Below are 25,128 nucleotides of genomic sequence, written 5' to 3'. Positions count from 1 at the left end.
ATTTTTGTTTTTTGAAATTTAAGTCCGGTTTAATAACCGGACTTTTTACTAATACAAGCGATTTACTTCTTCTTTTACTTATAAATGGCATTCTCTTGTCAACGTATGTCTAGTGAGAGAAAAGATAGCTAAACCTAAAGATAGAAGGACTAGAAATCCGCCAACCCAGGCCATGTTGGCGACATCATGTACTTGTTTTAAAGCCATACCTCCAACTGCAGAGCCGAGTGAAATTCCTATTTGTAGAGCTGAGTTATTAAAACTTTGCTGTATATCTGATGTGTCTGGGGCAGATTGTATTAAATAACTTTGTTGAGGTGGTGCAAGGCCCCAGCTCAATGCAGCCCAAACTATCATAACAGGAATAAATAGACTAATAGAAACTGTCGTGAACGGTAATATAAATAGGATTAAAGCAAATAAAGTAATAACTATTACAATACTTTTCTGAGCACCTATTTTATCTGATAATACACCGCCGAACGCTCCGCCACTTACTGCAGCTATACCAAATACTAAATAAAATATGCTAATCCAATAAGGGCTCAGATGAAACTTCTCTTCTAAAAAAGGAGTAAAATAGGCATATAAAGTATAGTGTCCTGCTAACATAAACATAGTAGCTAGATGTGCAGATCCTAGTTTTGGACTACAAACAGCTTTTAATTGGATAGATAAAGGAGTTCGGTTTTCTTCTCCAGGTATTTTCTCTAAAAATACCGAAATTAATATAATGGATCCCAATGATAAAATAGCTATACATAAAAAAATTACTCTCCAACCGAATGTGTTTGAAATTAATATTCCTAATGGTACCCCTAGAACAAGCGAAGAACTAATGCCCATATAAATTAATCCCAACGCTTTTGCTCGGTAAGAAGGACTAACGATTTTAGCTGCAATTGTAAGTGAAAGTACTACCACTAAAGCAGTACTCATAGCCGTTAAGATTCTTGCTATCATTATAAAAGTAAAGTTAGGGCTAAAATAAGTGAGTACATTACCAATTAGAAAAATGCAAAGTGAAATAATATACAATTTTTTTCTTTCCACTTTACTTGTGAAAATTAATAATACAGGGCCTGCTAAAGCATAAGTAAGGGCAAAAATTGTAATAAGTTGACCAGCAGAACTTAATGAAACACCAAAATCCTTAGCGATGTCTGGCAATATCCCTCCAACAATAAGCTCAACAAGACCTACTGCTATTGTTGCTAAAGCTAAAATAAATACTTTAAAATTCATTTTTTGTATTCCCTTCTCTAAATTATTTACCTTAGAACAAAAAAACTCCTGACTACAAACAACGCTAAAAGACGCATTTTGTAGTCAGGAGTTAATGGTTCCTGGTAGAGACCCCAAAGCCATATTCTTAGAGTTATACATGATTTCTCATATGTAATTAATCAATGTAATAGAAGATACCATATTACTTTTTACATTTCAATAAAAAAAATTACCATTTGTATATGTGACCCTATATGAAAGAGATAAAACGAGCTTTCTGACAATCTTATTGTTTTACCTTTCGAGGGCTAGTGAGATTTAAAAGTTTCAAAGTAATAAGCGAAATAATAAATAAAATGCTTAAGGTAGTTTTTTTTCAAAACTTTATCGTTGTGGGAGTACACAATCAACTTAGAAAATCAAAATATCCTCAAAACGAAGATTCTACCCATTGTTGACTACTGATAATGTCATCTTATGTTAATTAGAGATGAAGGATATTTGTTAATGTTTATCCAATATTGAACAATATAAGTAAAACCATTCATGTCATAATAAAAAAATTATAAAGACAAAGGTGAGGTTATTGAATATTTCAGTTCTTGGTTGTGGACGTTGGGGTACTTTTATAGCTTGGTATGCTAACAAGATTGGTCATAATGTAATGTTATGGGGGAGAGAAAATTCAAGGAATTACATTGAATTAAGTGAAACAAGAAAGAATGATTATCTTAAGCTCTCAGAAGATTTAGAGCTAAGTAATTCTCTACATAAAGCAATTTCATTTGCGGAGATTATTATTATATCGATTAGTGCACAGGAATTACGTTCTTTTGCTAATCAACTAAACTTAATTGATGAAATACAAGGAAAAACCTTTATTTTATGTATGAAAGGACTTGAAGCAACAAGTGGAAAGAGGCTTTCTCAAGTATTTAGTGAAATTGTTAGGAAAAATACCAATATAGCCGTTTGGATAGAACCTGGACATGTACAGGATTTTGTAAATGACATTCCGAATTGTATGGTGATTGGATCTGAGAATATTGGTATCACTAAGAAAATTGTACAGGAGTTTAATAGTGATTTAATAAGGTTTTACTATGGACAAGATTTAATCGGCAATGAAATAGGAGCTGCTACAAAAAATGTTATGGGAATCGCCGCAGGAATGTTGGATGGATTGAATTACAGCAGTTTGAAAGGTTCACTAATGGCTAGAGGGACCAGGGAACTTTCACGTTTGGTTACAGCTATGGGAGGAAATGATTTAACGATATATGGATTGAGTCATTTAGGAGATTATGAGGCAACATTGTTCTCATTACATAGTCACAATCGAAAATTCGGAGAAGCGTTTGTCTTAGGTCAAAAGTTTGATAAATTGGCAGAAGGAGTTTCAACCGTAAAAGCATTGAAAGAACTATCTAAACAATATGATGTCGAACTTCCAATTAGTAACGCTTTATACGAGATTTTGTTTGAAAGTAAAGATGCAAAAGATACATTAGAAGAACTTTTTTTAAGACCTGTTAAATTTGAATTCTAATGATAAGCACTTGTTTATTGAAAACATTTCTTCAATAAACGAGTGCTTATATAAAACAAACCAAATTGATTTACTTTCGCTAACGAAGATTATATAAAAATAACAGACGTAATTATTAAACGGCTATATAAAGCAAAAAAGATGTTATCCTTTCTGTAGAATTATAGGAAAGGATAACATCTTTTTTGTATGTCTATTTCTGTATCTAATCAATTGCAACGATTTGCTCAAGAAATTCAAAGCTTTTTATCTTCAAATATCTTACGAGATGTTGCTACATATAGATTTTAAGCAATATCGCTTATCATTGACGGTACATGAGCCTAGCTTGATGATGGGGTTAACCCCATCTTTTTTAATTTTTCTTTTAAAAGTTTTTAATACTAGCATATTGATATTGGGTTGACCCGAGAACTTACACTGTACGTAATACAAAGTTAAGCGGGAGGGAAAAGTTATGGGGAGTTTACGATTACATTTACAAAATGAAAAAAGAAAACGAGAACTAAGAAATATTTGTCTCTATGTAATTGGGAAAACAGTATCAATATTTGGTAGCTCTATTTATAGTTTCGCATTAGGATTATATGTTTTACAAATAACCGGATCAGCATTAAATTTCGCAATTACACTCATTTTAGGAACGATTCCAATGATTGTTATGAATCCATTTGCCGGCGTAATCGCAGATAAGGTTGATAAAAAGAAGCTGGTTATTTGTATGGATCTACTAAATGGAGGCTTATTAATTGCTGTTTATATAGTAAGCAGCAATTATGGATTAAACTTATTCATTATTTATGCTACTACCTTTCTTATGTCGGTATTTACAACATTCTTTGGAATAGGGTTAGAAGCGGCAAAACCAAATATCGTCTCTAAAGGGAGGTTAATGAGTATTAACTCTATAAGTAAAATTATCGATTCTGTATCTTTAATTCTCGGTCCTATGTTAGGTGGCATCGTTTTTGCTGTATTAGATATAAAAACTTTTATAATTATAAATGGTATTTCATTTATTCTTTCGGGCATATCCATATTGTTTATTCACTTTAAATTGTTCGAGTACAACATAAATGATGGATGTTCAAAAAGAGAAATTAATTTTATTAAAGATATAAAAGAGGGGTTTTCTTACTTAATTGACAAGGAAAGCTTAAAGAATACGTTTAGTATTTTAACTTCACTTAATTTCTTCCTAGGTTTTGCTGTAACTGTTCCATTGCCATATATTATAAACACGGTTCTCAATCTAAGTTCTAAGCAATTTGGTATGATTCAAGGGACTTTTCCTGTAGGGATGATAATTGGTGCAATTTTAGTAAAAAAGATAACTAATCGTTTTTCTTACTCTTATCTTTTGAAAAAGCTAAGTTCAATGTTGGCAGTTTTTATGATTATTTCAGGAATTCCAGTTCTATTCAAAAGTTTTGAAGTAAATGATTTTGTATACGTTATTACGTATTGTGTTGTTATGTTCTTTTTAGGGCTAATAATAGCGTTAATTGATATTCCTTTAATTTATTTCACGCAAAAAGAGATTCCTGATGAATATAGGGGGAGAGTACTCAGTATTGGATTAAGTATAGGTAAAATGATGCAGCCAATAGCATTGGCATTATCAGGATTATTATTAAATTATATCCCTGCTTACACGCTTCCAATTACAGGAGGGATAGTATTTCTTATTTTGAATAAGGCTTATTCATATAAGTTGAACTTAGAAATTCATTCAAAAGATTATAGTGTTTTGCGTAGCTAAGTAAATTTGTTAAGTAACAAAAAGATGTTTATTTTGCAATAGAGTCCTTTAAAAAATAATAATGTTGTTTAAAAATCCTTCTTTAACTAAAGTGATAGATGGTCGAAGTAAAGGCAGTAATAAAGAAGTGCCATTCCTAATGTGGACTGGCACTTTGTAAGATACAAAATTTATTATTTGATCTCGGCTGTAGAATTTGATTTATCTATTTTGTATTTACTAATAAATGTGTTAATGCTTGCTTTAATGGTGTAGCCTGACGTTCTAATAAGAAATTTAAATGGGTATGTGTTGATTCTAATCCTCCTTCACGAATCCCTTTTTGAGTCATTACTAACATTGGAAGGTAGGCTTCAGGTACTCCAGCACCTTTTAACATTTCTTCATAAGAAGAGTCATCTACTTCTAATAAAGGAATTTCTTTACCTAATACTTCACTTAATGTATCAACAAATTGCTGTTGTTTTAAATTTTCACCAGAAAGTTCATAAATCTTATTTTTGTGACGATCAGATACCAAAACATTCGCTGCTGCTTCAGCTAAATCTGGACGATATACCCAACCGATTTTCCCTTTTCCTGCAGAAGTCACCCAAGGGGCACCAGCCATACAGCTTTGAATTGTACCAAGTTCATTTTCTACATACCAGTTGTTACGCAGAATCACATAAGGAATACCTGATTCAATAATTGCTACTTCACGTGCTCTATGCATGCCTGCTAGGAAGAAGTCATTTCCTTCTGCTCTTGTAACACTTGGATAAATAATTTGTTTTACACCTGTTGCTTGGGCAGCTTCTACTGCATTTGTATGCTGACGTATAACTGTATCAAAGTCACCAAATGTTGACATGATGAATGAACGATCAACATCTTTGAATGCTGAAAACAAGGTTTCTTGATTTTCAAAATCCGTTACACGTACTTCTAAGCCTTGTTCTTTATAGCTTAGTGCTTTTTCAGACTTGTCATCACGTACACCAACAATTATTTCTTCAATTGATAATCTGGTAAGTAAATACTCAATAATTTTAGAACCTAAATTTCCGTTTGCACCTGTTACAAAAACTTTCATACAATCTCCTCCGTTACATACAGCGTTGTTTTTGATTTTTGTATACATTACATATACTATTTCTTAAGAAGGATTTATGTAAGTAGGCACAATTTAATAACATAGTCATAAAAATAGTACTTAGCGAAAAAGGAGATTTTATTATGGCACGTTTTAGTTATCAAGATGAATCGGTTTCTGAAGAAACACAGCAAGAAATTTGTCCATTAACAGTTACCCAAAATGCAATTGCAGGAAGATGGAAAATCGTGATTTTGTGGCATTTAAGCAAAAATGAAATTATTAGGTTTAATGAATTATTGAGGATGTTACCTGGCATCTCAAAAGGAATCTTAACTAGACAATTAAGAGAGCTTGAAGAGGAAGAGCTAGTACACAGAGAAGTTTATAAAGTTGTTCCACCAAAGGTAGAATATTCTTTAACAGAGCAGGGGAAAAATTTTATACCTGTATTAGAAGCAATGCAAGCTTGGGGTAAAGATTTACTAAATAAAAAAATAGAGATGTATGAAAAGCGTCAGGACTAATAAATTATTAATACCTTCCTATTACCAATAGGAAGGTATTAAGTTCAAATTAAATACTGAACAATTTATTAATGTAAGTTGTACTGGAAAACTATCGTAATTCGGCTGTCTTTCTAATAACTATTTTATCAATATCATCTTCTTCATCACCAATAAATAATCCGCGCTCTTTTAAATATGTTTCGAAGTATAAATCTGCTTCTGCACGTTCATCATATGGCTTTACAGATAGAACGAAACCTAATTTATTTTGCTCCTCTAAATGAGAAGTGGAGATGTAAGCCGGTACATTGTGGCGTAAAAAGAGCTCTTTAACCGGAATAATCATATCTTTCATTAATTTCGTTAGCATACCCATTTCAAACTCAAAATTAAAGCGATCTATACTAGATAAATCCGCGAATACTACACCAATAAAACCTGTATTAAATACTTCTTGATATTCAATGTCTTCGTCACCATAAAAATTCTTTTCGATCAAATAATTTATAAAATAAGAAACACCATCACTTTGTTCAAACGGTTTTGTTGAAAGAACGAAGCCAATTTTCTGTTGTTTATGTAAATACACACATGACATGTATGCAGCGATATTATGTTCTTTAAATAATGCACTCGTTGCTCCAGATAGACCATCTAGTACGTGATGAACAATTTGAAGTTTTTTACGAGCGAAATAATAGGATTTCTTTTGTAACTCCAATGTATCAATAAAGACAGAGCCGATAAAGCCTGTATTTGAAATAATAGGTGTTTGCTTTTTTCTTCCTCTGCGCTTTGCTTGAGTCATTGTTAAAATCATCCCTTCATGTACAATTAAAATAAAAAGAACGTTTGTTCGTATATTTATATTTTACTATTAAAACGCTCTAAAGTAAAGGGTTTTTGATGAAAAAACAACAAAAAAGACACCTGTAAAAGGTGTCTTAAACGCTGTAGGGAAGAGGGTTCATCCCAACTATTTATATTATGATACAGAAACAATCTCTTCTGTATCTTCTACATCTAAATGACAGTCCATAGTACGGACATCTTGATCCTCATGACTTCCGAAATAAATAGTAATTTTCATATGTATCGCTCCTTTATTCTAGGAATACCTAAAATAATTACTAGTAATGTTAATATTTATTATATACCACTTTTTTCATTCCGACAACGTTATATCATTTTTAATTCTTTTAGGGCGCAAAGAGTGATTTATAGAGATATTTTTATAGAAATAGGTACATTTCTTATATGTTATATTTAATACTGAAGGATTCGAATACGCATTTTTATGAAAGGAGCAAAATTAATGAATTATAAACAGTTACTAATAGACAATTTCACATATAAAACCTCATATATTGCGCGGCAGGTAAATGGAATGGATGTAAAAGAAACGAAGGATTACATTACTATCGACTGCGGATTACCTGCAGATACATTTAATATTATTACACTACTAAATAGTAATGTAACGGAAGGGATTGAGAAATTATATAAGGAGGTAGAATGCTATAATCAAAAGAAATTTCCAATGAGTGTTTGGTTTTGGGATGATAAACAAGAACAGACTATAAAAAGCGAATTAATCAAACTTGGTTTAAAAGAAGCAGAACAGAATATCGCGATGGTAGCAGACTTAAGAAAAATTCATCCAATAATAGACATTCCAGTAGGTTTTACAATACAAAAAGCAACATCGCCAGAACAAATACAACAATTTGGCGAAACGTTAGCGGCTTTATTCGGTACATCAGCAGAAGGTACTCACGTTCAAGCATACTATAATCAAATTTCTTCTTTAGATGTATGGAATAGCGATGACATGAAACTATACTTAGGTCTTTATAAAAGTGAGGTAGTATCTGTTGGCTCTTTAGTATGTACGAAAGATAGTGTCGGTATTTATGATATAGCGACTAAAGAAGAAATGAGAGGAAAAGGTTTTGGCTCTACTATGTTTAATTTCCTGCTGCAAGAAGCAAAACAATTAAAAAATACGTATTGTGTATTACAAGCTTCACCTGATGGAATAAATATTTATAAAAAATCCGGCTTTCAAGCTTTAGGACAAATGACGGTTTTTGAAAATCGGCATTTATTTGAGTAAATCATCCAAGTCAAATTGTTTTAAATATAGGAGTTAACATACCGTTATGAAAAAAACATCTATAATTACAATCATTTGTTTCTTCACAGTAATAAGCATCTTTGTTTTTCAGCAAGTAAATGAACAAAAATATACAAAAGCTATTAATCAATCAAATCATATTAAAAATATTGCGCATAGAGGGGCTTCTGCATATGCACCGGAACATACATTAGAATCGTATCAATTAGGACAGCAACTAAAAGGTGACTATATAGAAATAGATCTTCAAATGACAAAAGACGGACGTTTAATAGCTATGCACGATGAAACATTGGATCGTACAACGAACGGTACTGGATTAGTAAGAAATCATACATTAACAGAAATAAAACAACTTGATGCAGGCAGCTTTTTCAATGAAAAATACCCCGATTTAGCAAAAGAAGAATTTAAAAATGCTAAAGTTCCAACACTAGAAGAAATTATTGAAACGTTTGGACATAATGCTAACTATTATATCGAAACAAAATCACCAGATGAATATCCTGGAATGGAAGAAAAACTATTAGAAATTATAAATCGCTACCAAATAAATGATAAAGCTATTATTCAATCATTTAGTGAAGAAAGTCTGCGAAAGATTCATAATTTAAATGCCAATATACCGTTAGTACAATTATTATCATATAAAAAAGCAGTTCAATTAACAGAACTAGAAATTGAGAATTATAAAAAATACTGCATTGGCCTAGGAATGAACTTTAAATATATTGACGCAGCCTATGTAAAAAAAATAAAGAAATATGGATTAGAAGTGCATCCATTTACAGTAGATAATGAAAAGGATATGAAAAAGTTACTTATATGGGGTGTAGACGGGATGTTTACTAATTATCCGGATCGTTTACATTCAATAAAGCCTTTAAAAAAACAGAAATAAAAAGAGTCCAATAAAACTTGGATTCTTTTTATTTTCTCTTCTATGTCTTTACTACATTAAATATCATTTTTACAAAACAAACTAGAAAGTAAACAAAATGTAATTAATTTTTCCTTTGTTTTTTATATTTTCTTGATACACTGGCTACGAGAGGAATACCGATTATAGTAGGTAAGAACCAAAACCATATTGGTGGAAGTAGATTTAAAATAGGGATATACATACCAATGTTTACTAAAAGTGCGGTAACTGCACCAATATAAGATCCTAACATACCTCTAATATGGTGTTGCAACCAATTTCTCCATCGTTTTTTTCTTGCGAGATATCCGTAAATCGCAAATGAATAGGAGATAATTGCTACATAAAATAAATATGCGATTTTATCCCAGTTTAAAATAGACAATATAATTGCAGTAAGGGTTATGACAACATAGGACGCATGGTATATTTCGCCCCATTCCGTATGTTTTCCTTTCTTTTTTTGAGCAACCATCGCTACAATACCAGTAATTAAACATATAGTTCCAAATAATATGTGTATGGTCAAAAGAATGTTGAAAATGCTCATAAAAGTTCCTCCTTTTTTATTTTTATAGTATTGCAGTATAGGAGAAAAGTTGAACAATATAGTTAGTTCGCCTTAATATATTGAAATAAAGGTACTCCTAGAACAAAATGGAATGATTAAATTTTTTCTCAAATTTAGTGAGACGAGTATTACGTTAAATGAAGGAGAGACTTCTATGTTTACATCTATTACATATTTACAATCTGGGAATGATAAGCAACAAAAAGTTTACGAAGTTATTAATAAACTAAACATAATGGAGGATTTAGCTTTATATAGCCCTGTACTTTGCGGGACAATCCCTATTAGAGTTGATACCCTTCATTCTAACTTAGACATTGTAATGGAAGTACATAATTATGATTTTTTTGAACAGGAAATTAGATCATTGTATGGCTCATACGAAGGATTTGAAATGAAAAAGAAAATCATTAAAAATATCTTAACAATAAAGGTGAATTTTCAATTTGAAGGTTTTGAATTTGAATTATTTGCTCAACCGCGGCCAGTACGTAACCAAAATGCATATAAACATATGATAGTGGAGCACATGCTATTAATGCAGCACCCACACATTAGAGAAGAAGTAATTGAATTAAAAGAACAAGGGTTAAAAACAGAACCGGCTTTTGCTCAAGTATTAAACATTGACGGTGATCCCTATAAAGAACTTATTTTATTAGGACAGGAAATGAGATTATGGTAAAAAAGACACACAAAAAATCCTCTTTATAAAAAGAGGATTTTTTTATTATGCCATTAACTTACGAATCAAATTACTTAATATAATAATACCTTGAGTAATTTGTTCAGGGGAAGAATACCCATAAGATAAACGTATAAACTGATCTGATTCTTCCTCATAAATACGTCCCGGGTTAAAAAGAACTCCCTTTGATTGAGCCTCTGAAAATAGTTTTTTCATCGAAATTTTAGGCACTATCCTTAGCCATATAAAAAATCCACCACTAGGAATATCCCATGTAGTAATGTCAGCACAGTACATATTTAATGCTTGTATCATTATTTGTCTTCGTTTTTTTAGGTGAATCCTTACATTCGCTACGTGATCCTCATAAACCCCTTTATTTAACCATTCTGCAGCAACTCTTTGAGATAAAGAACTTGACCCATAGTCAGTTTGCATTTTTATGTCTGACAATCTCTCAATAACAGGCTCTGGCCCGATAATCCAGCCAATTCTAAGTCCTGGGCTAAGTGTTTTAGATAGACTGCCGATATATAAAACATGTCCATGTTTATCCATCGACTTTAAAGGTAGTGGCGGTATTTCATCAATCCATAATTCACGGTAAATATCATCTTCAATGATAGGCAATTGTTCTTTTTCGCATATTTTTAGTATTTCTTTTCTTCGATCCTTGGACATTAATACACCCGTCGGATTTTGAAAACAAGGAATCGAATATAAAATATTTTTCTTTTGACTATAATTAATTCTTCTTAACAAATCATTAGGGATAATTCCATGTTGATCCATCTGTATTCCAGAAAGGTGAATATTAGCCGATTGAAATACGTGAAGAGAATATAAGTAAGAAGGTCGTTCAAGTAAAACAGTTGACTCTCTATGTAAAAGACCGATTGATATTAATTGTAATGCCTGTAATGCACCAGAGACTATTAATATAGAGCTTGGTGATGTATTTATTCCAAATGATTTTACATAATTACTTATTGCTTCACGTAAAGGGAGATATCCTTTTTGTTCTTCATATCCGAAATAATCTAGTTCCTCACATACGTTACGCATAATGAATTGCATAGTTTCTAACGGGAAAAGATGAGGTGCAAGTTCTCCTTTACTAAGATGAATCAATTTTTTATTTGCTTCTGCTTCATTTATTTCTCGTACCATTAACTTGCTTGGTTTATGAATACCAGCCTTTACATATTCACTCCAATCGGGCGGGGGATTGGTGGCTAATAATGACCATGTATTATTCGTTACAATTGTTCCTGACCCGATTTGCCCTTGAATTAAGCCATCTGCCATAAGTTCTTCTAGTGCGGTTATTACAGTACTACGATTTACATGAAATAATTTCGCTAACTGCCGCTGGCTAGGAACCTTACTTCCAATCGGCCATTCTCCGTATTCAATTTTTTCTTTCATATAGTCTATTATCTGCCGATATTTAGGCAGTTTTTTATCAGTAGACATATTAAAAACTCCCTCATTCATTTTAAAAATGCAAAGTGGTTGGTTTTTTCGAGGATTAACTGGTTGAAGACATTGTATCAACTATTAAATATGATGAAAAGAAATAATTGGTAATTAGAAAATGGCTGGTTTATTGGAGAGGGCGAGAAAATATGCAGAATAAAAAATGGGATTTTCGTATTGTATGTGCTCACGCTTTTACGATTCTTATATGGGGAACAGCTTTTCCAGGAATTCGGATGGGGCTTGAAGCTTACAGCCCTGAACACCTTACTTTGCTACGATTACTAATTGCTTCTTTGATTCTTCTTCTGTTTTCACTTATATACAAATTACGGTTACCTGATTTAAAAGATATTCCAGTAATTTTTATATTTGGCGCTCTAGGATTTACTATTTATCATATTGCACTAAACTACGGTGAACAGAATGTAAATGCTGGACCTGCTAGTTTAATTGTTTCAGTAACACCTATATTAACGGCAATTCTTGCTTCTGTTTTTATGAATGAAAAAATGAAATTAAATGGTTGGATTGGTGGTGTAATTAGTTTAGTAGGAATTGCTTTTTTATCATTAAGTCAAGGAGATTCCATTCAATTGAATAGTGGGGTATTACTAATATTATTAGCGGCATTTTCAGAAAGTCTATTTTTCGTTTTTCAAAAGTCTTATTTAAAAAAGTACGGTTTCTTACCATTTACAATATATACAATTTGGTCTGGTACTGTATGTATGCTTATTTTTTTACCAGGGATTTATCAAGAAATTGTAGCAGCTCCTATAGAAATTACTTTGAGCGTTATATATTTAGGTGTGTTTCCGACAGTCCTTCCATATATTGCATTAGCGTATATTACATCTCATGCTGGGGCTTCTGAAGCAACGAGTTCTCTATATTTAACACCAGTTACTGCATGTTTTATTGCGTGGATATGGTTAGACGAGGTGCCAACCTTTGTTTCGATAATTGGAGGGATAATTACTATACTTGGAGTTGTGATTGCTCATTTAACATTTAAAAAAGATAATTATAAGCAAATCGAGAGCGAAAAAGTACGGTAAGACATCCCTGCGAGTATTTGCAATTTGAATGCAAAATTTCGGATTAATAACAGGCTTTCAATTCTATAAATATAGTGGGGATAATCTATATTAAAATCAGTTAGTCCAATATTTGTACGAGATTTAATTAAACTGGTAGATTATTTATCTGCAAAAGAACTAGCATAATGCTAGTTCTTTTTTATCAATACATTACTCACCATTAATATTTGCTTAGAACTGTATAGATTTAAATTATTTCCACATATACATAATTATCTTACCTATGAAAGGAGTGCATTTCTTGGAGAAGGTTTTATTTTTTGGAGACCCAGGTATTGATGATTCGTTTGCAATTATGTATGGCTTACTGCATCCTGAAATTGAAATTGTTGGTATCGTAACTGGATATGGAAATGTTGAACATATACATGCCGCTCATAATGCCGCATATATTTTACAGTTAGCAAACAGACAAGATATTCCTGTAATTAGCGGGGCAACAAAGCCACTTACAAATGAGATTACAACGTATTATCCTGAAATTCATGGACCAGAAGGATTAGGACCCATACATGTACCGGAAAGTGTGTTATCTATTCCGATATACAATTTTGGTAGTATTGCTGCGATTCTTGTAAAGTATGGAGAAGATTTAACAATTGTCGATGTAGGAAGATCTACCTCGTTAGCGATTGCTTTTAATTTATGGAACGACTTGATGTTAAATGTAAAAGGAATTTATTTTATGGGTGGTGTCTTTTTAGAAGCAGGGAATGTTACTCCATTAGCAGAGGCAAACGTGTACGGAGATCCTATAGCAAGTCAAATTGTATTTCAGCAAGCGAAAAATTTAACGTTATTCCCTTTAAATGTAACAAATAAAACGGTTTTAACCCCAAGTGTATTTACTTATATTTTAGTTAATACACAAAATCCATTTAAGCCGATTATGAAACCCATGTACGATTATTATTTATCAGCATACCAAAAACTCAATCCATCTATTGAAGGGCCATTATTACACGATGTACTTGCTATAAGCGGTTTAGTGAATCCTACATTTTTAAATTATACATCCCGAAAAGTGACTGTGGATATTTGCGGCGAAACGAAGGGACAAACTTTTGCTGATTTTCGCCTACACTCTAAATCTGAAGGGGCGCGTATAGCGTTACAATTAGATGAGGAAAAATTTATTCAGGATTTTATGAAAATCATGTTATAAGTTGATGTCGAAAAAGGGAATCATTTCACTCCGTTGAATATAAAAGATAAATTCTCTTTTTAAAGGAGCTTAAAATAGTGAACGTCCAATTAAAAATTGTTACGAGAGAAAATTGGGAAGACGCATTAAAGTTACAAGTTAAAGAAAACCAAATACACTTTGTTCCGGCAGTGGCAGTATCACTTGCTAAAGTATACATAAAACCAGATGGTGAAAATGTCGAATATATTCCATTCGCTATATATGATGGTGACCTTATAGTTGGTTTTATTATGCATGCTTTTGTACGAGAGTCAACAGATATGTATTGGATTAACGGATTTATCATTGATGAAAAAGAGCAAGGAAAAGGATATGGAAAAGCAGCATTACAGGAAATCATTAACTTAATAAAAAATAACTTTAAAGAGTGTGAGGAAATTAGATTAACTGTCCATAAAGATAATATTTCTGCAAAGAAACTATATGAATGTTATGATTTTAAACCATTAGGAAATGTATATGACGGTGAGGAAGTATATCGCTTATTGTTGTTGAAATAAAGATGTACTGTTTTGAAACAATAAGTTGTTCCGTTAAAGGGTCATATTGCGGAGAATTGGTTGTACTAATTCATATAAATTATCGCAAACTCAATTCACGCAATTATTTAAACATTTTATTATAAAACAGTATTTATATATACTTAAACTATCATTAATAAAAACATCAATGGAGGAACTAATATGAAAGAAAGCAATAAAAAAGAGTTGTTACTAGAGCAACGTGAAGAATTACTACAAACATTGAAAGATCGTTTTGAGAATAATATGAACCGTCATAAAGGTTTAGAATGGGCTAATGTTCAAGAAAGGCTGGATGCTAATACTGAGAAGTTGTGGTCGCTCAACGAAATGGAACGAACTGGTGGCGAACCTGATGTTGTTGATTTTGATAAAGAAAAAGGCGAATATATTTTTTATGATTGTTCAGCAGAAAGTCCTAAAGGTCGTAGAAGTGTTTGTTACGATCTTGAAGCGCTAGAATCAAGAAAGAAACATAAACCAGAAAATAACGCTATTGATATGGCAACTACCATGGGTATTGAACTATTAACGGAAGAAGAATATCGTACATTACATAATCTTGAAAATTTCGATATGAAGACGTCGAGTTGGGTGCAAACACCTTCTGATATTAGAGAACTTGGCGGTGCCCTTTTTTGCGATTATCGCTTTGGACACGTCTTTGTGTATCACAATGGGGCAGAATCTTACTATGCCGCAAGAGGCTTTCGTGGTTCGTTAAGAGTCTAAAATTTGTACAGGCAGGTAAATTTGAAGTAGAGAATAGATTTGCTTAGGGAATAGTAGTGATTGCATACTTTAGCTACGGCTTCGATTTTGAGGCCGCAAAGAATAGGGCTAATCAAACCTTATTGTAAAAGAATGAATCAACTAAAAATATTAAGAGTATGTTTTGATAATTTTCTTCATAAACATACTCTTTTTTAGAATCATTTATCAAAATTATTAGTTTTAATTAACGTATAAACGAGAACTTGTAAAAGGTACTCTTGCAATTATCAATGAAATTCACCCATATGAAACACCTATGATTTATATTATCCCGCTTTTAAATGAAAATTTTCGAGCAAGTATAAAGTGAATGATTAGGAGGAATACAAAATGAAAAGTAAATTCCATCATATTGTACGAGCTATCATGATAAAAGATGAAAAATTACTAGTTGCTAAATACATAGGACATCACTATTTTTTACCCGGTGGGCATGTTGAAATTGGGGAATCAGCAGAGAATGCACTAATAAGAGAGTTACGAGAAGAACTTGGGGTAACTTGCAGTATAAAACAATTTTTAGGCGTCATAGAAAATCAATGGCAAGCCAAAGAAACCCTCCACCATGAAATTAACCACATTTTTGAAATAGATTCAAATGAGTTAAAATCCGATTTCACTCCAATATCTAAAGAGTCCCATTTAGCATTTCACTGGATTGATTTTAATAAAGAAAATATAAATTCCTATACAATAATGCCGACACCTTCAGTAAAAGAATTACTAGAAAGAAAATTAAGTGATGAACTATTAACTTGCTGGATTAGTAACTTTTAATTGTCTCTATTTATATTAATTCCGTCCACTAAAAGAATATAAAGAAAATAGGCTCATAAACAAGGTACATCACCTAGTGTAAAGTCATATTTTGTTGATGTACGCATTTAGTCTATAGCCTTATTTCTACTTTATTTTTAAAAGTAAATAAACTCGAAAATTTGGACGGAATTTACATTTGTAAATGGAGGGTTTCATAATGAATGAGTTTCAACAAGAACTACAAGCGTTAAACCTTAATGCTTATCAACCTGGTAATGTTGTGTATTGGGATCAGCAACAAAATCAATATCCATATTACTACATTCAAGACGATGCACGTCGTTGTGGCGGATGCGGTGGCGGCGGACGTTGTGGCGGTGGCGGTTGTGGTGGTCGCTGTGGTGGTTGCGGCGGCGGACGTTGCGGCGGTTGTGTAGGCTGTGTTGGTTGTTTCAGCTGTTCTAATTGCTGGAACTGGTGGATTATTTAAGTACTATAGATCAATAATATTTCACATGAAAGAAAAGTGTAGATGCAAAGTTATAATGTATTGAAACTTTTCTTTCATGCTGTTATTTTTATATGTTTTAGGGGGATATTTATTTGTACAAATATGAAAAATTAATTTCATGGGTAGAAAACATTAAAGAGACAAATCAAAGTTCTACGGCAGCACTTTGTATTATGAAAGATAATAAGATTGTGCTAGAGCATTATAGTGGAACGCATTCAAATACTCCTACTAGTAAAAAAGTAACTATATCTTCACAATTCAATGTCGCTTCCGCAAGAAAAAGCTATTTAGGATTAATGGTAGCTTATGCAGTTTATGAGGGGAAAATAAAATCTCTTGATGACGAGGCTGTAAATTATTTTAAAGAATATGATCCTTCATTACTTGGAAAGACAACGATAAGACATTTAGTAACTCATTCACACGGTTTAAATGAAACCGATGATGGGACAGCTTTTCGTGAATTTGAGCCGGGACAAGCTTGGGCGTACAGAGATATTAATGTAAGAATGGTGACGCAGCTTATTTATCAACTGTATAATAAGAGTTTTCCTGAACTATTAAAGGAGCGTGTATTCATACCTGCTGATTTCAAAGAAACTGGATGGAGAATAAAACAAGATGATAATTTAGTTAAGGTTGTTGTAAACCCAGATGAAGATGCAATAAGTAGTGTTGGTGCAGTAGATGACGGCACCGAGAAAAATCTTTTTGTCTCTGCGAGAGAATTTGCATTTTGGGGTAACCTTCATTTAAATAAAGGGTTTTTAAATGGTAAACAAATTGTGCCAAAAAAAGTTATAGCACTTGCTACGAGCTTACAAAGTCCAGAGTATACAAATAAAGAACTACCTCAAAACGGGTTGTTTTGGTTCGTTCAAAATGAACCTGCTTTATTTAGCGAACTTGGTGAGCGAGTTCCTAAAGGTTCCTATCAAATATTAGGAATTACAGGACCAACGATATTAGTCATTCCAGAATATAATGTCGTCGTTGCTAAAATGTACAATAAAAGATACAACTATGGTGGGGATAATTATTTATATTATTTACGTGAATTTAGCAATTTAGTCGCTGATACATTTAGTAGCAGTAAAAATAATATGGTTAGGGTATAACTACTCCTATAATAAAAAGGAGTGAACTTTAATGAAAAATGAAGTGACTAAAAATAAAAAGCAAAATATAAAGGATGTAAACACAGAACAAAACGCGATTTATAGCGATCCGAAAGATGCAGCTAATATGCAAACTGTACCGCAGCCGAAAGACTTTGAGGAAATTGAATATTAATTTTCTCTCCGACTTATTTATGAAAGAAAAATACGTCTTAAGTCTCATCACTTTCAGCAAATTATTTGATAACATATATACATAAGCATTCGAAAATGTCTTATCTTAACAAAGCTTTCTTTAAATGCTGTATATAACCTACAAAAAGGCACTTCTTGATGAAGTGTCTTTTTGTGTAAGCTAACTCAATTTCCATTTTCCTTACAGTATCTTGCAATTTATCATGGATATACTAACTGTGAAAATTCATGTCATGATAAAAGAAGGGGACAGTTAGCATGAAACAAACATCTATAAATCCATTGCTAATTGTTCTAGGTACAATCATTGTTCAAATTGGCCTAGGAACAATTTACACATGGAGTTTATTTAATCAACCCCTTGTAAGTAAGTTTGGATGGAACCTCAATTCAGTCGCGATCACGTTCTCAATTACGAGTTTTTCTTTATCATTCTCAACTCTATTTGCAGGAAAGCTACAACAAAAATTTGGACTTCGTAAACTTATCGCTACTGCAGGAATTGTTTTAGGGCTCGGTTTAATACTTAGTTCACAAGTTTCCTCATTACCATTACTTTATTTATTAGCCGGTGTTGTCGTTGGATACGCTGATGGAACAGCATATATTACATCACTATCTAATTTAATTAAATGGTTTCCAAACCGTAAAGGACTTATTTCTGGTATATCTGTTTCGGCATATGGAATGGGAAGCTTAATCTTTAGATATATAAACGGAAATCTTATCAACAGTCTTGGAGTATCACAAGCATTTTTATATTGGGGTATTATCGTCTTACTATTAGTGTTGATAGGATCATTCTTCTTACGTGAAGCAATTGTAAGTAACACTGCAACTGAAACATTACACAATGATTATACACCGCGTGAAATGATGAAAACAAAACAAGTATATCTCTTATTTTTTATGTTATTCACATCATGTATGGGCGGACTTTATTTAATCGGTATGGTAAAAGACATCGGGGTGCAGCTCGTTGGTCTTAGTGTAGCGACTGCCGCTAATGCCGTCGCAATGATCGCAATCTTTAATACAATAGGTAGAATTATTCTTGGAACGTTATCAGATAAAATAGGTCGATTAAAAATCGTCTCTGCTACATTTATTATTATTGGATTGTCCGTCTTCACTTTAAGTTTTATTCCACTAAATTACGGGATTTATTTTGCTTGTGTAGCAAGTGTTGCCTTTTGCTTTGGTGGTAACATCACTATCTTCCCAGCAATTGTGGGAGACTTCTTCGGATTAAAAAACCATAGTACAAACTACGGGATTGTTTACCAAGGTTTCGGATTTGGTGCACTTGCAGGATCATTCATTGGAGCACTACTTGGCGGATTTCAGCCAACCTTCATTACAATCGGTGTTCTATGTGTTATATCTTTCGTTATCTCTATAGTAATCCGTCCTCCAAATGCAGAAAAGAAGAAGGAAATCAAATCGTTAAATCGAAAAATAGCTTAATGCTAAGAAAGAGTCCTTATACTAGGGCTCTTTTTCATTACAGCATAATGTATAAACAATGGATGCCATTCAAAAAATCTAATTTTGTCCCTGTACTTACTACATAACTAACATTAAAGAAGATAGGAAATTCCGATTATTAAATTGAATAAATAATGTAAAGGGGCGTGATAGTTAAAATGCAAATAGTAAAGCAATGGGTACAAGAAGATAGTGATTACATAAGAGAAAAAGTAATTGAATATAACCAAAAACAACTTTCAAATGAAGAAAAAACACCTTCAGAAAAGATTAGTTTTATAGTGAAGAATGAAAAAGAAGAAATAGTAGGAGGGATAACGGCAATCACATTTTGGCACCATGTATATGTTGACTTCCTATGGGTTGCTGAAGAATACAGGCATGAAGGTTATGGAAGCAATTTAATGAATCTTATTGAAGAATTTGCAATAAAAAAAGAATGTAGGCTAATCAAATTAGATACTTTTAGTTTCCAAGCCCCTAATTTTTATAAGAAGCATGGATATAAAGTGATAGGGGTAAGTGAAGATTATCCTAAAGGGCATAATCATTACTATTTAGAAAAAAGGTTATACATGAATCCATTAAAGAGTGTATTATGATTAATCTTTTTCAAAATATGCTCTTTTCTTTTGTGTGTCTATGAACACGATATCGTTTCGTATTAGTTATTTACTCAAATTACTTTTTATGAATCAAAACAATTTAATGATAGAATAAAATAAAGACAGAAAATTTTCACCATTCAAGGGGGTTACATATGAAAAAAGTAAATGTTACATACGCACTTCTATATGATGAAACTCATGAAAAGCTATTAATGGTTAAAAACAAAGGGGAAAATGGTTCTTATTACACTTTACCAGGTGGAGCAGTTAAATTCGGGGAAACGTTAGAAGAGGCAGCAATTCGTGAAGTGAAAGAAGAAACAGGGCTAGACATATCCGTAAAAGGGGTTTTTTCCATTAGTGAAGCCTTTTTTGAGGAGAGAGGACATCATGCAATCTTCTTTAATTTTTTAGGAGAAATAACCGGAGGGGAAATCTGTATATCACGGCCAAAAGAGATTGAGGAGATTACCTGGATGGAATTAGATTCAGCAGAACCTTATTTACGTATACCAGAACACTTAAAAAGCCTTTTACAAAAGAAAGAAACAGTTCCTTATATTTTTAATGGAACTATTATTCATCAATCTTCATAAAGATAGTATTTAATTTAAGGCGGGGGAAAAATGGAGTTTATCGTTAATCACAAACAATTTACACAAGCTCTTTCAGAAGTAAGTAAAGCTATCTCAACAAAAACTTTAATTCCTATATTATCCGGAATAAAGATAACAGCAGATCAATCTGGAATTACTTTAATCGCAAGTAATTCGAATATTTTCATTGAAAAATTTATACCTATTTCAATTGAAGACGAACAAATTACAACTATTTTAAAAGCAGGAAGTATTGTTGTACCAGCAAAGTATTTCATTGAAATTATTAAGAAAATGCCAAGTGAGATTTTAATAAAAAGTATGAATGAGCAGTTGATTACAATTCAATCAGATGAAATTACTTTAAACTTAAATGGACTCTCGGCAAATGAATTTCCTAATGTACCATTTTTAGACTCACATACAGAAATACAAGTAGAAACGGAACAGCTGATTGAGGTATTCAAACAAACTGTCTTTGCAACTGCTAAAAATGAATCTAGACCAGTTCTTACTGGCGTACATTTCGTTATTGATCATAACAAATTAATTTGTGCTGCTACTGATTCGCACAGACTGGCTTTACGTGAAATACCCATTTCTTCACATGCGAAATTAAATTGCATTGTACCAGGTTCCACTATTAGTGAACTACTAAAATTAATGAACAGTAATTCAAATTTAGTATACATATATCTTTCAGAGAGTCACATTATTTTTAAATTCGGTACAATTACGTTGTATTCAAGGCTTATTGAAGGGAAATATCCTAATATATCCGGCCTAATTCCAAATGAATCCCAAACGATTATTAATATAGATAGAAAAAAGATTTTACAAGGTGTAGATCGTTCAAGTTTATTGGCTAGTGAATGGGCAAACAACAACGTTAACTTAGAAATCATCGACGAATGCACAATACAAATTTCTTCCAACGCTTCTCAAATTGGTAAAATATCCGAGACACAACAAATAGATGCTATTCACGGTGAAAAGCAATTAAATATATCTTTCGATGGACGATATATGGTCGATACTTTAAAAGCAATAAAAGAAGATAGAGTTACTTTAAGTTTTGGTGGTTCCATGAGACCGATATTAATTGAAGCAGGTGAACAATCTGCAGCAGTATATTTAATATCACCTGTTAGAACTTATTGAGAACAAAGGAAGGAATTAAATTATGTACAAGCACACTTTATGTTTTATAAAAAGAAATGAAGAAATACTTATGCTAAATAGAGAATATGATCCTGTAAAAGGATTATGGAATGGTGTAGGAGGGAAGATAGAAAAAGGAGAAACACCGTTAGAAAATGCAATTCGTGAAATAAAAGAAGAAACAAATATAGATGTTGAACAAAATCAAATTCAATTTAAAGGCATTATTAAATGGGAGGATTCCTCATATTCTGGTGGCATGTATGTCTATTTAGTAAAGCTACTTAATGAATTTACATATCACACTCCAAAAAAAGTCTCAGAAGGAATTCTAGATTGGAAAGAGGTATCTTGGATTCTAAGTGACTATAATTACGGCGTAGGAGAGATGATACCTAAATTTTTAACTGAAGTACTTTATAATGAATTAATATTAGAGCACTCTTGCGTTTTATCAAATCATAAATTAGTAGAGTATAAGAATAAAGAATTAGCTAAGCAGACCAGCCCAATAGATTCAATACATAAATTAGTGTAAGCATGAACAGAAAATAGTTAGTGTAATCGAAATGTAACTAAAGATAAATTTTAACGTGAGGGTGAGTATTATGAAGAAAATAATCGCTTTACTCTTAGGTATTGTTCTAATTACTTTTGCTTTTTTTCATTACAATAAAGAAAGTTTAGTTCAAAATGATAAACTGTTTGTTGAAGACTTTAAAGGTAAAAATGATTCAAATAAAATTCAAGTAGCTATTAATAAAGCAGAATCAAGTAAAATTAAAACGGTTTTGCTCGATGATAAAAAGTATAAAATCACTTCACCAATTATCGTTAAACAAGGTGTAAAACTATTATTCGGTTATGGAACACAATTTGTTGTAGAGGGAAACTTTAGGGTTCTGGAACTAGAAAAAAATGCTTCTATTGAAGGAGCTTATATAGCTATTGACGATCCTAAATTTAATTCTGAAGTTATATATTTAGACGGCAAAAATAAGTACTATAACACTTGGAACAAAACACAAGTAAAAGATATTAACATTATCAATTGGACGGAAACGAACAAAGGTACAGGGATTTCTTTATACTCCGGTGGCAAAGAAAATGAGATTTCGTTTGTTAACTTCGAAAACATTAAAGTAGCAGGAATGGAAACAGGGCTAAAATTAGTAGCGAAAAAACCGAAAGCTGGACATTCCTGGATAAATGCCAACCGTTTTATGAACTTCTCTCTAGAGGATTGTGTAAATATGATTTATATGGATAGTAATTTAACTACGCCAAATGAGATTAGCGGGAATCAATTTACAAATCTACAAATACAACCTTCAAGTAAAACAAAAAATATTTTAAGGGTGAGTGGACAGCATAACGAGTTCAATGCAATGGTGTGGGATTTAAATAAAATTAATCACGAAAACGAACTCATTGAACTAACTGATAAGAGCATGAATACAGTCATTGATATTACCTCCGTGCCGACAAGTAGAGTTTTAGATAGCGGGAAAGCAAATATAGTAAAGTAGTAATTAGGGGCGATTAATATTTAATAGAAGGAGGGGCTCATGAAAAAAGAAAAAATGCAAATGCAATTCCAATAGATAAAACAAAGAATATTAATAGATGAGTCATAAATGAATAAAAAGCGAACCATCAATATTAAATTGGTTCGCTTTTTATTATACTTACACTTCTCGCCACCAAGCAGCCGTAGGATAATCTTTAGATTGTAACGTAATAGCTTCACCGATTTGTGGCGTTGCAATATTAACCCCTAAACGATTTGCTTCTTTCGTAACACGTTCAATAGGATCACTCCATTCATGTAATGCTAACGTAAAAGCACCCCAATGAATAGGAACGAGCAATTCTCCTTTAACGTCAATATGAGCTTGTACTGTTTCTTCTGGCAACATATGAATAGCAGACCATCTCGTATCGTACTGTCCGCATTCCATTAAAGTAAGATCGAATGGACCATATTTCTCACCAATTTCCTTAAAGTGAGACGCATAACCGCTATCACCACTAAAGAAGACTTTCGTTTCTTGACCAAGAATAAGCCATGAACACCATAACGAACAATCTCTATCTGTCATACTTCGTCCAGAGAAATGCCTTGCAGGTGCACAAACTAACTTAATATTATCAAACATAATTTCATCCCACCAATTATGCTCACTAATTTTACTAGGTGAAACACCCCATTTAATAAGATAACGCGCAACTCCAGTCGGAACATAAAAGTGTTTTGCACGATCTTTTAACTGCATAATACTTTTGTAATTTAAATGGTCATAGTGATTATGCGAAATGATAATCGCATCAATTTCCTGAAGATCTTCACGTTCTAAAGAAAAAGCACCACTATAACGTTTACTATTAAAAATAGGGAACGGGGAAGAGGCATCGCCAAACATAGGATCTAATAACAGCTTTTTACCTTCTATTTTTAAAAGAGCAGCAGAATGTCCAAACCATGTAACACTATCTAAAGACTCATTATCTTTATTCGATAAAGCAATAGGTAAATTCTTTATAGGACGTAGCTTTGTTTTCATTTTAAAGTAATCAGTCATTAAACCGATAATATCTTTCGGATTAAAACTTACATCAGTATGAATTTGATTTATATATTTCTTTTTCATTAGTTCTCCTTTTTACGTTTAACAATATACGTATGTTGTTATTCTAGCTGTTATTAGTGTAAACTATATCGTTTTACCTTTCATCTTTAATGCAGTACATTTCATAAATTCTTCAAATTTATTATTTGGATATATAAAATAGAATTCATTTAGCAGCAGCTAAAACTAATATTATGTATTTGTAAATTGTTTTGCTTAAGTAAATTCTTTCTCATAAACAACAAAGAACGTACGTTTCGTTATATGTTATAGAAGCAGATAGGTAACTAATTATCCACAGGAAGGAGAGTCTATAAATGCTAGAAGAAAGAAAAAAGAAGTCTAAATGCAAACTATTAAATAGCAATAACTAAATATAGAATTCTAGATAACCTTAGTATAGGTATCAACATAGCTATACTAAGGTTTTTTATTTGAAATCATTAAAGGATACTTATTTTTATTTATAGAACATAGTAAATACATAGGTTTTACAATTAAATTACTAAAAAAGAAGGGATTTTAAAATGCTTGC

26 protein-coding genes and 1 riboswitch are annotated in these 25,128 nt (G+C 32.1%); of the genes, 20 read left to right on the top strand and 6 right to left on the bottom strand.

Translation table 11 applies throughout. The features are described 5' to 3' along the window. Nucleotides 1-78: 78 nt before the first annotated feature. A complete protein-coding gene (locus MR066_RS00785) occupies nt 79-1,245 on the bottom strand; it encodes an MFS transporter (RefSeq protein WP_242245628.1) in 1,167 nt (388 codons plus the stop codon). Between the two features lie 61 nt (nt 1,246-1,306). Further along, nucleotides 1,307-1,406: riboswitch (purine riboswitch) on the bottom strand. A gap of 398 nt (nt 1,407-1,804) precedes the next feature. Between MR066_RS00785 and MR066_RS00780 the strand changes: the two genes are divergently transcribed. Both MR066_RS00780 and MR066_RS00775 read left to right on the top strand, forming a co-directional pair. Further along, nucleotides 1,805-2,776 (top strand): NAD(P)H-dependent glycerol-3-phosphate dehydrogenase, encoded by a 972-nt coding sequence (locus tag MR066_RS00780; protein ID WP_242245627.1) that lies wholly within the window; start codon nt 1,805-1,807, stop codon nt 2,774-2,776. A gap of 457 nt (nt 2,777-3,233) precedes the next feature. Then, nucleotides 3,234-4,538, top strand: a complete 1,305-nt coding sequence (locus tag MR066_RS00775; protein ID WP_242245626.1) for an MFS transporter — start codon at nt 3,234-3,236, stop codon at nt 4,536-4,538. A gap of 205 nt (nt 4,539-4,743) precedes the next feature. On the opposite strand, the gene MR066_RS00770 is transcribed toward MR066_RS00775, so the two are convergent. Continuing rightward, nucleotides 4,744-5,613, bottom strand: coding sequence for an NmrA family NAD(P)-binding protein (locus MR066_RS00770; RefSeq protein WP_242245625.1), 870 nt, complete (start codon nt 5,611-5,613; stop codon nt 4,744-4,746). Nucleotides 5,614-5,756: 143 nt separating this feature from the next. On the opposite strand from MR066_RS00770, the gene MR066_RS00765 reads away from it, so the two are divergent. Next, nucleotides 5,757-6,140, top strand: a complete 384-nt coding sequence (locus MR066_RS00765) for a winged helix-turn-helix transcriptional regulator (RefSeq protein WP_242245624.1) — start codon at nt 5,757-5,759, stop codon at nt 6,138-6,140. A 91-nt stretch (nt 6,141-6,231) separates the two neighbouring features. Here MR066_RS00765 and MR066_RS00760 read toward each other — a convergent pair whose 3' ends face one another. Continuing rightward, nucleotides 6,232-6,930 (bottom strand): hypothetical protein, encoded by a 699-nt coding sequence (locus MR066_RS00760; protein ID WP_002085281.1) that lies wholly within the window; start codon nt 6,928-6,930, stop codon nt 6,232-6,234. A gap of 507 nt (nt 6,931-7,437) precedes the next feature. Here MR066_RS00760 and MR066_RS00755 point away from each other — a divergent pair. After that, nucleotides 7,438-8,238, top strand: a complete 801-nt coding sequence (locus MR066_RS00755; protein WP_242245623.1) for a GNAT family N-acetyltransferase — start codon at nt 7,438-7,440, stop codon at nt 8,236-8,238. Nucleotides 8,239-8,284: 46 nt separating this feature from the next. Continuing rightward, the gene (locus MR066_RS00750; RefSeq protein ID WP_242245622.1) at nt 8,285-9,160 is read left to right on the top strand and encodes a glycerophosphodiester phosphodiesterase; all 876 of its coding nucleotides are present in this window, start codon (nt 8,285-8,287) and stop codon (nt 9,158-9,160) included. Between the two features lie 103 nt (nt 9,161-9,263). On the opposite strand, the gene MR066_RS00745 is transcribed toward MR066_RS00750, so the two are convergent. Beyond that, nucleotides 9,264-9,731, bottom strand: coding sequence for a DUF2306 domain-containing protein (locus tag MR066_RS00745; RefSeq protein ID WP_242245621.1), 468 nt, complete (start codon nt 9,729-9,731; stop codon nt 9,264-9,266). 175 nt (nt 9,732-9,906) lie between these two features. On the opposite strand from MR066_RS00745, the gene MR066_RS00740 reads away from it, so the two are divergent. After that, nucleotides 9,907-10,437: a DUF4269 domain-containing protein gene (locus tag MR066_RS00740; RefSeq protein WP_242245620.1), complete on the top strand. Its 531-nt coding sequence runs from the start codon at nt 9,907-9,909 to the stop codon at nt 10,435-10,437. 45 nt (nt 10,438-10,482) lie between these two features. On the opposite strand, the gene pdxR is transcribed toward MR066_RS00740, so the two are convergent. Continuing rightward, a complete protein-coding gene (gene pdxR, locus MR066_RS00735) occupies nt 10,483-11,916 on the bottom strand; it encodes a MocR-like pyridoxine biosynthesis transcription factor PdxR (RefSeq protein ID WP_242245619.1) in 1,434 nt (477 codons plus the stop codon). A gap of 152 nt (nt 11,917-12,068) precedes the next feature. Here pdxR and MR066_RS00730 point away from each other — a divergent pair, with 152 nt between their 5' ends. The 14 genes from MR066_RS00730 to MR066_RS00665 all read left to right on the top strand — a co-directional run bounded on the left by MR066_RS00730 (nt 12,069) and on the right by MR066_RS00665 (nt 23,492). Continuing rightward, nucleotides 12,069-12,980 carry a DMT family transporter gene (locus MR066_RS00730; protein ID WP_242245618.1) on the top strand — a complete coding sequence of 304 codons (912 nt, stop codon included), beginning with the start codon at nt 12,069-12,071 and terminating at the stop codon, nt 12,978-12,980. Nucleotides 12,981-13,263: 283 nt separating this feature from the next. Beyond that, nucleotides 13,264-14,187, top strand: coding sequence for a nucleoside hydrolase (locus MR066_RS00725; protein ID WP_242245617.1), 924 nt, complete (start codon nt 13,264-13,266; stop codon nt 14,185-14,187). Nucleotides 14,188-14,264: 77 nt separating this feature from the next. Then, nucleotides 14,265-14,729: a GNAT family N-acetyltransferase gene (locus MR066_RS00720; protein ID WP_002032392.1), complete on the top strand. Its 465-nt coding sequence runs from the start codon at nt 14,265-14,267 to the stop codon at nt 14,727-14,729. Between the two features lie 183 nt (nt 14,730-14,912). Further along, a complete protein-coding gene (locus tag MR066_RS00715; protein ID WP_242245615.1) occupies nt 14,913-15,482 on the top strand; it encodes a DUF4256 domain-containing protein in 570 nt (189 codons plus the stop codon). Between the two features lie 372 nt (nt 15,483-15,854). Beyond that, entirely contained in the window at nt 15,855-16,301 is a 447-nt protein-coding gene (locus MR066_RS00710) for an NUDIX domain-containing protein (protein ID WP_044441628.1), read from the top strand. 199 nt (nt 16,302-16,500) lie between these two features. After that, complete coding sequence (locus tag MR066_RS00705) at nt 16,501-16,773, top strand: heterocycloanthracin/sonorensin family bacteriocin (RefSeq protein WP_242245613.1); 273 nt, start codon at nt 16,501-16,503, stop codon at nt 16,771-16,773. Nucleotides 16,774-16,886: 113 nt separating this feature from the next. Next, the gene (locus MR066_RS00700; protein WP_242245612.1) at nt 16,887-17,915 is read left to right on the top strand and encodes a serine hydrolase domain-containing protein; all 1,029 of its coding nucleotides are present in this window, start codon (nt 16,887-16,889) and stop codon (nt 17,913-17,915) included. A 31-nt stretch (nt 17,916-17,946) separates the two neighbouring features. Then, a complete protein-coding gene (locus tag MR066_RS00695) occupies nt 17,947-18,090 on the top strand; it encodes a hypothetical protein (RefSeq protein ID WP_060751173.1) in 144 nt (47 codons plus the stop codon). A 278-nt stretch (nt 18,091-18,368) separates the two neighbouring features. After that, nucleotides 18,369-19,577: an L-lactate MFS transporter gene (locus tag MR066_RS00690; RefSeq protein WP_242245611.1), complete on the top strand. Its 1,209-nt coding sequence runs from the start codon at nt 18,369-18,371 to the stop codon at nt 19,575-19,577. Between the two features lie 179 nt (nt 19,578-19,756). Next, nucleotides 19,757-20,200, top strand: a complete 444-nt coding sequence (locus MR066_RS00685; RefSeq protein WP_242245610.1) for a GNAT family N-acetyltransferase — start codon at nt 19,757-19,759, stop codon at nt 20,198-20,200. A gap of 158 nt (nt 20,201-20,358) precedes the next feature. After that, on the top strand, nt 20,359-20,802 hold the full coding sequence (locus MR066_RS00680) for an NUDIX hydrolase (protein WP_242245609.1): 444 nt from the start codon (nt 20,359-20,361) through the stop codon (nt 20,800-20,802). A gap of 30 nt (nt 20,803-20,832) precedes the next feature. Beyond that, nucleotides 20,833-21,963 (top strand): DNA polymerase III subunit beta, encoded by a 1,131-nt coding sequence (gene dnaN, locus MR066_RS00675; protein ID WP_242245608.1) that lies wholly within the window; start codon nt 20,833-20,835, stop codon nt 21,961-21,963. Nucleotides 21,964-21,985: 22 nt separating this feature from the next. Continuing rightward, nucleotides 21,986-22,501: an NUDIX hydrolase gene (locus MR066_RS00670; protein WP_003189593.1), complete on the top strand. Its 516-nt coding sequence runs from the start codon at nt 21,986-21,988 to the stop codon at nt 22,499-22,501. A 70-nt stretch (nt 22,502-22,571) separates the two neighbouring features. Next, nucleotides 22,572-23,492 carry a hypothetical protein gene (locus MR066_RS00665; protein ID WP_242245607.1) on the top strand — a complete coding sequence of 307 codons (921 nt, stop codon included), beginning with the start codon at nt 22,572-22,574 and terminating at the stop codon, nt 23,490-23,492. A 159-nt stretch (nt 23,493-23,651) separates the two neighbouring features. Here the strand turns inward: MR066_RS00665 and MR066_RS00660 are convergent, their stop codons facing one another. Further along, nucleotides 23,652-24,614 carry an MBL fold metallo-hydrolase gene (locus MR066_RS00660; protein ID WP_242245606.1) on the bottom strand — a complete coding sequence of 321 codons (963 nt, stop codon included), beginning with the start codon at nt 24,612-24,614 and terminating at the stop codon, nt 23,652-23,654. Nucleotides 24,615-25,128 lie beyond the last annotated feature (514 nt).

Origin of the sequence: Bacillus cereus group sp. BfR-BA-01523, assembly GCF_022662615.1 — a bacterium.
Taxonomy (GTDB): Bacteria; Bacillota; Bacilli; order Bacillales; family Bacillaceae_G; genus Bacillus_A; species Bacillus_A mycoides.
Note: the sequence above shows the minus strand (reverse complement) of the source record. Positions and strands in the feature narration are given on the sequence as shown.

Coding starts and splice junctions, on each gene's coding strand:
- MR066_RS00785 (WP_242245628.1), bottom strand. CDS start 1,245: ATGAATTTTAAAGTATTTATTTTAGCTTTAGCAACAATAGCAGTAGGT.
- MR066_RS00775 (WP_242245626.1), top strand. CDS start 3,234: ATGGGGAGTTTACGATTACATTTACAAAATGAAAAAAGAAAACGAGAA.
- MR066_RS00770 (WP_242245625.1), bottom strand. CDS start 5,613: ATGAAAGTTTTTGTAACAGGTGCAAACGGAAATTTAGGTTCTAAAATT.
- MR066_RS00765 (WP_242245624.1), top strand. CDS start 5,757: ATGGCACGTTTTAGTTATCAAGATGAATCGGTTTCTGAAGAAACACAG.
- MR066_RS00760 (WP_002085281.1), bottom strand. CDS start 6,930: ATGACTCAAGCAAAGCGCAGAGGAAGAAAAAAGCAAACACCTATTATT.
- MR066_RS00755 (WP_242245623.1), top strand. CDS start 7,438: ATGAATTATAAACAGTTACTAATAGACAATTTCACATATAAAACCTCA.
- MR066_RS00750 (WP_242245622.1), top strand. CDS start 8,285: ATGAAAAAAACATCTATAATTACAATCATTTGTTTCTTCACAGTAATA.
- MR066_RS00745 (WP_242245621.1), bottom strand. CDS start 9,731: ATGAGCATTTTCAACATTCTTTTGACCATACACATATTATTTGGAACT.
- MR066_RS00740 (WP_242245620.1), top strand. CDS start 9,907: ATGTTTACATCTATTACATATTTACAATCTGGGAATGATAAGCAACAA.
- pdxR (WP_242245619.1), bottom strand. CDS start 11,916: ATGTCTACTGATAAAAAACTGCCTAAATATCGGCAGATAATAGACTAT.
- MR066_RS00730 (WP_242245618.1), top strand. CDS start 12,069: ATGCAGAATAAAAAATGGGATTTTCGTATTGTATGTGCTCACGCTTTT.
- MR066_RS00715 (WP_242245615.1), top strand. CDS start 14,913: ATGAAAGAAAGCAATAAAAAAGAGTTGTTACTAGAGCAACGTGAAGAA.
- MR066_RS00710 (WP_044441628.1), top strand. CDS start 15,855: ATGAAAAGTAAATTCCATCATATTGTACGAGCTATCATGATAAAAGAT.
- MR066_RS00705 (WP_242245613.1), top strand. CDS start 16,501: ATGAATGAGTTTCAACAAGAACTACAAGCGTTAAACCTTAATGCTTAT.
- MR066_RS00695 (WP_060751173.1), top strand. CDS start 17,947: ATGAAAAATGAAGTGACTAAAAATAAAAAGCAAAATATAAAGGATGTA.
- MR066_RS00690 (WP_242245611.1), top strand. CDS start 18,369: ATGAAACAAACATCTATAAATCCATTGCTAATTGTTCTAGGTACAATC.
- MR066_RS00685 (WP_242245610.1), top strand. CDS start 19,757: ATGCAAATAGTAAAGCAATGGGTACAAGAAGATAGTGATTACATAAGA.
- MR066_RS00680 (WP_242245609.1), top strand. CDS start 20,359: ATGAAAAAAGTAAATGTTACATACGCACTTCTATATGATGAAACTCAT.
- dnaN (WP_242245608.1), top strand. CDS start 20,833: ATGGAGTTTATCGTTAATCACAAACAATTTACACAAGCTCTTTCAGAA.
- MR066_RS00670 (WP_003189593.1), top strand. CDS start 21,986: ATGTACAAGCACACTTTATGTTTTATAAAAAGAAATGAAGAAATACTT.
- MR066_RS00665 (WP_242245607.1), top strand. CDS start 22,572: ATGAAGAAAATAATCGCTTTACTCTTAGGTATTGTTCTAATTACTTTT.
- MR066_RS00660 (WP_242245606.1), bottom strand. CDS start 24,614: ATGAAAAAGAAATATATAAATCAAATTCATACTGATGTAAGTTTTAAT.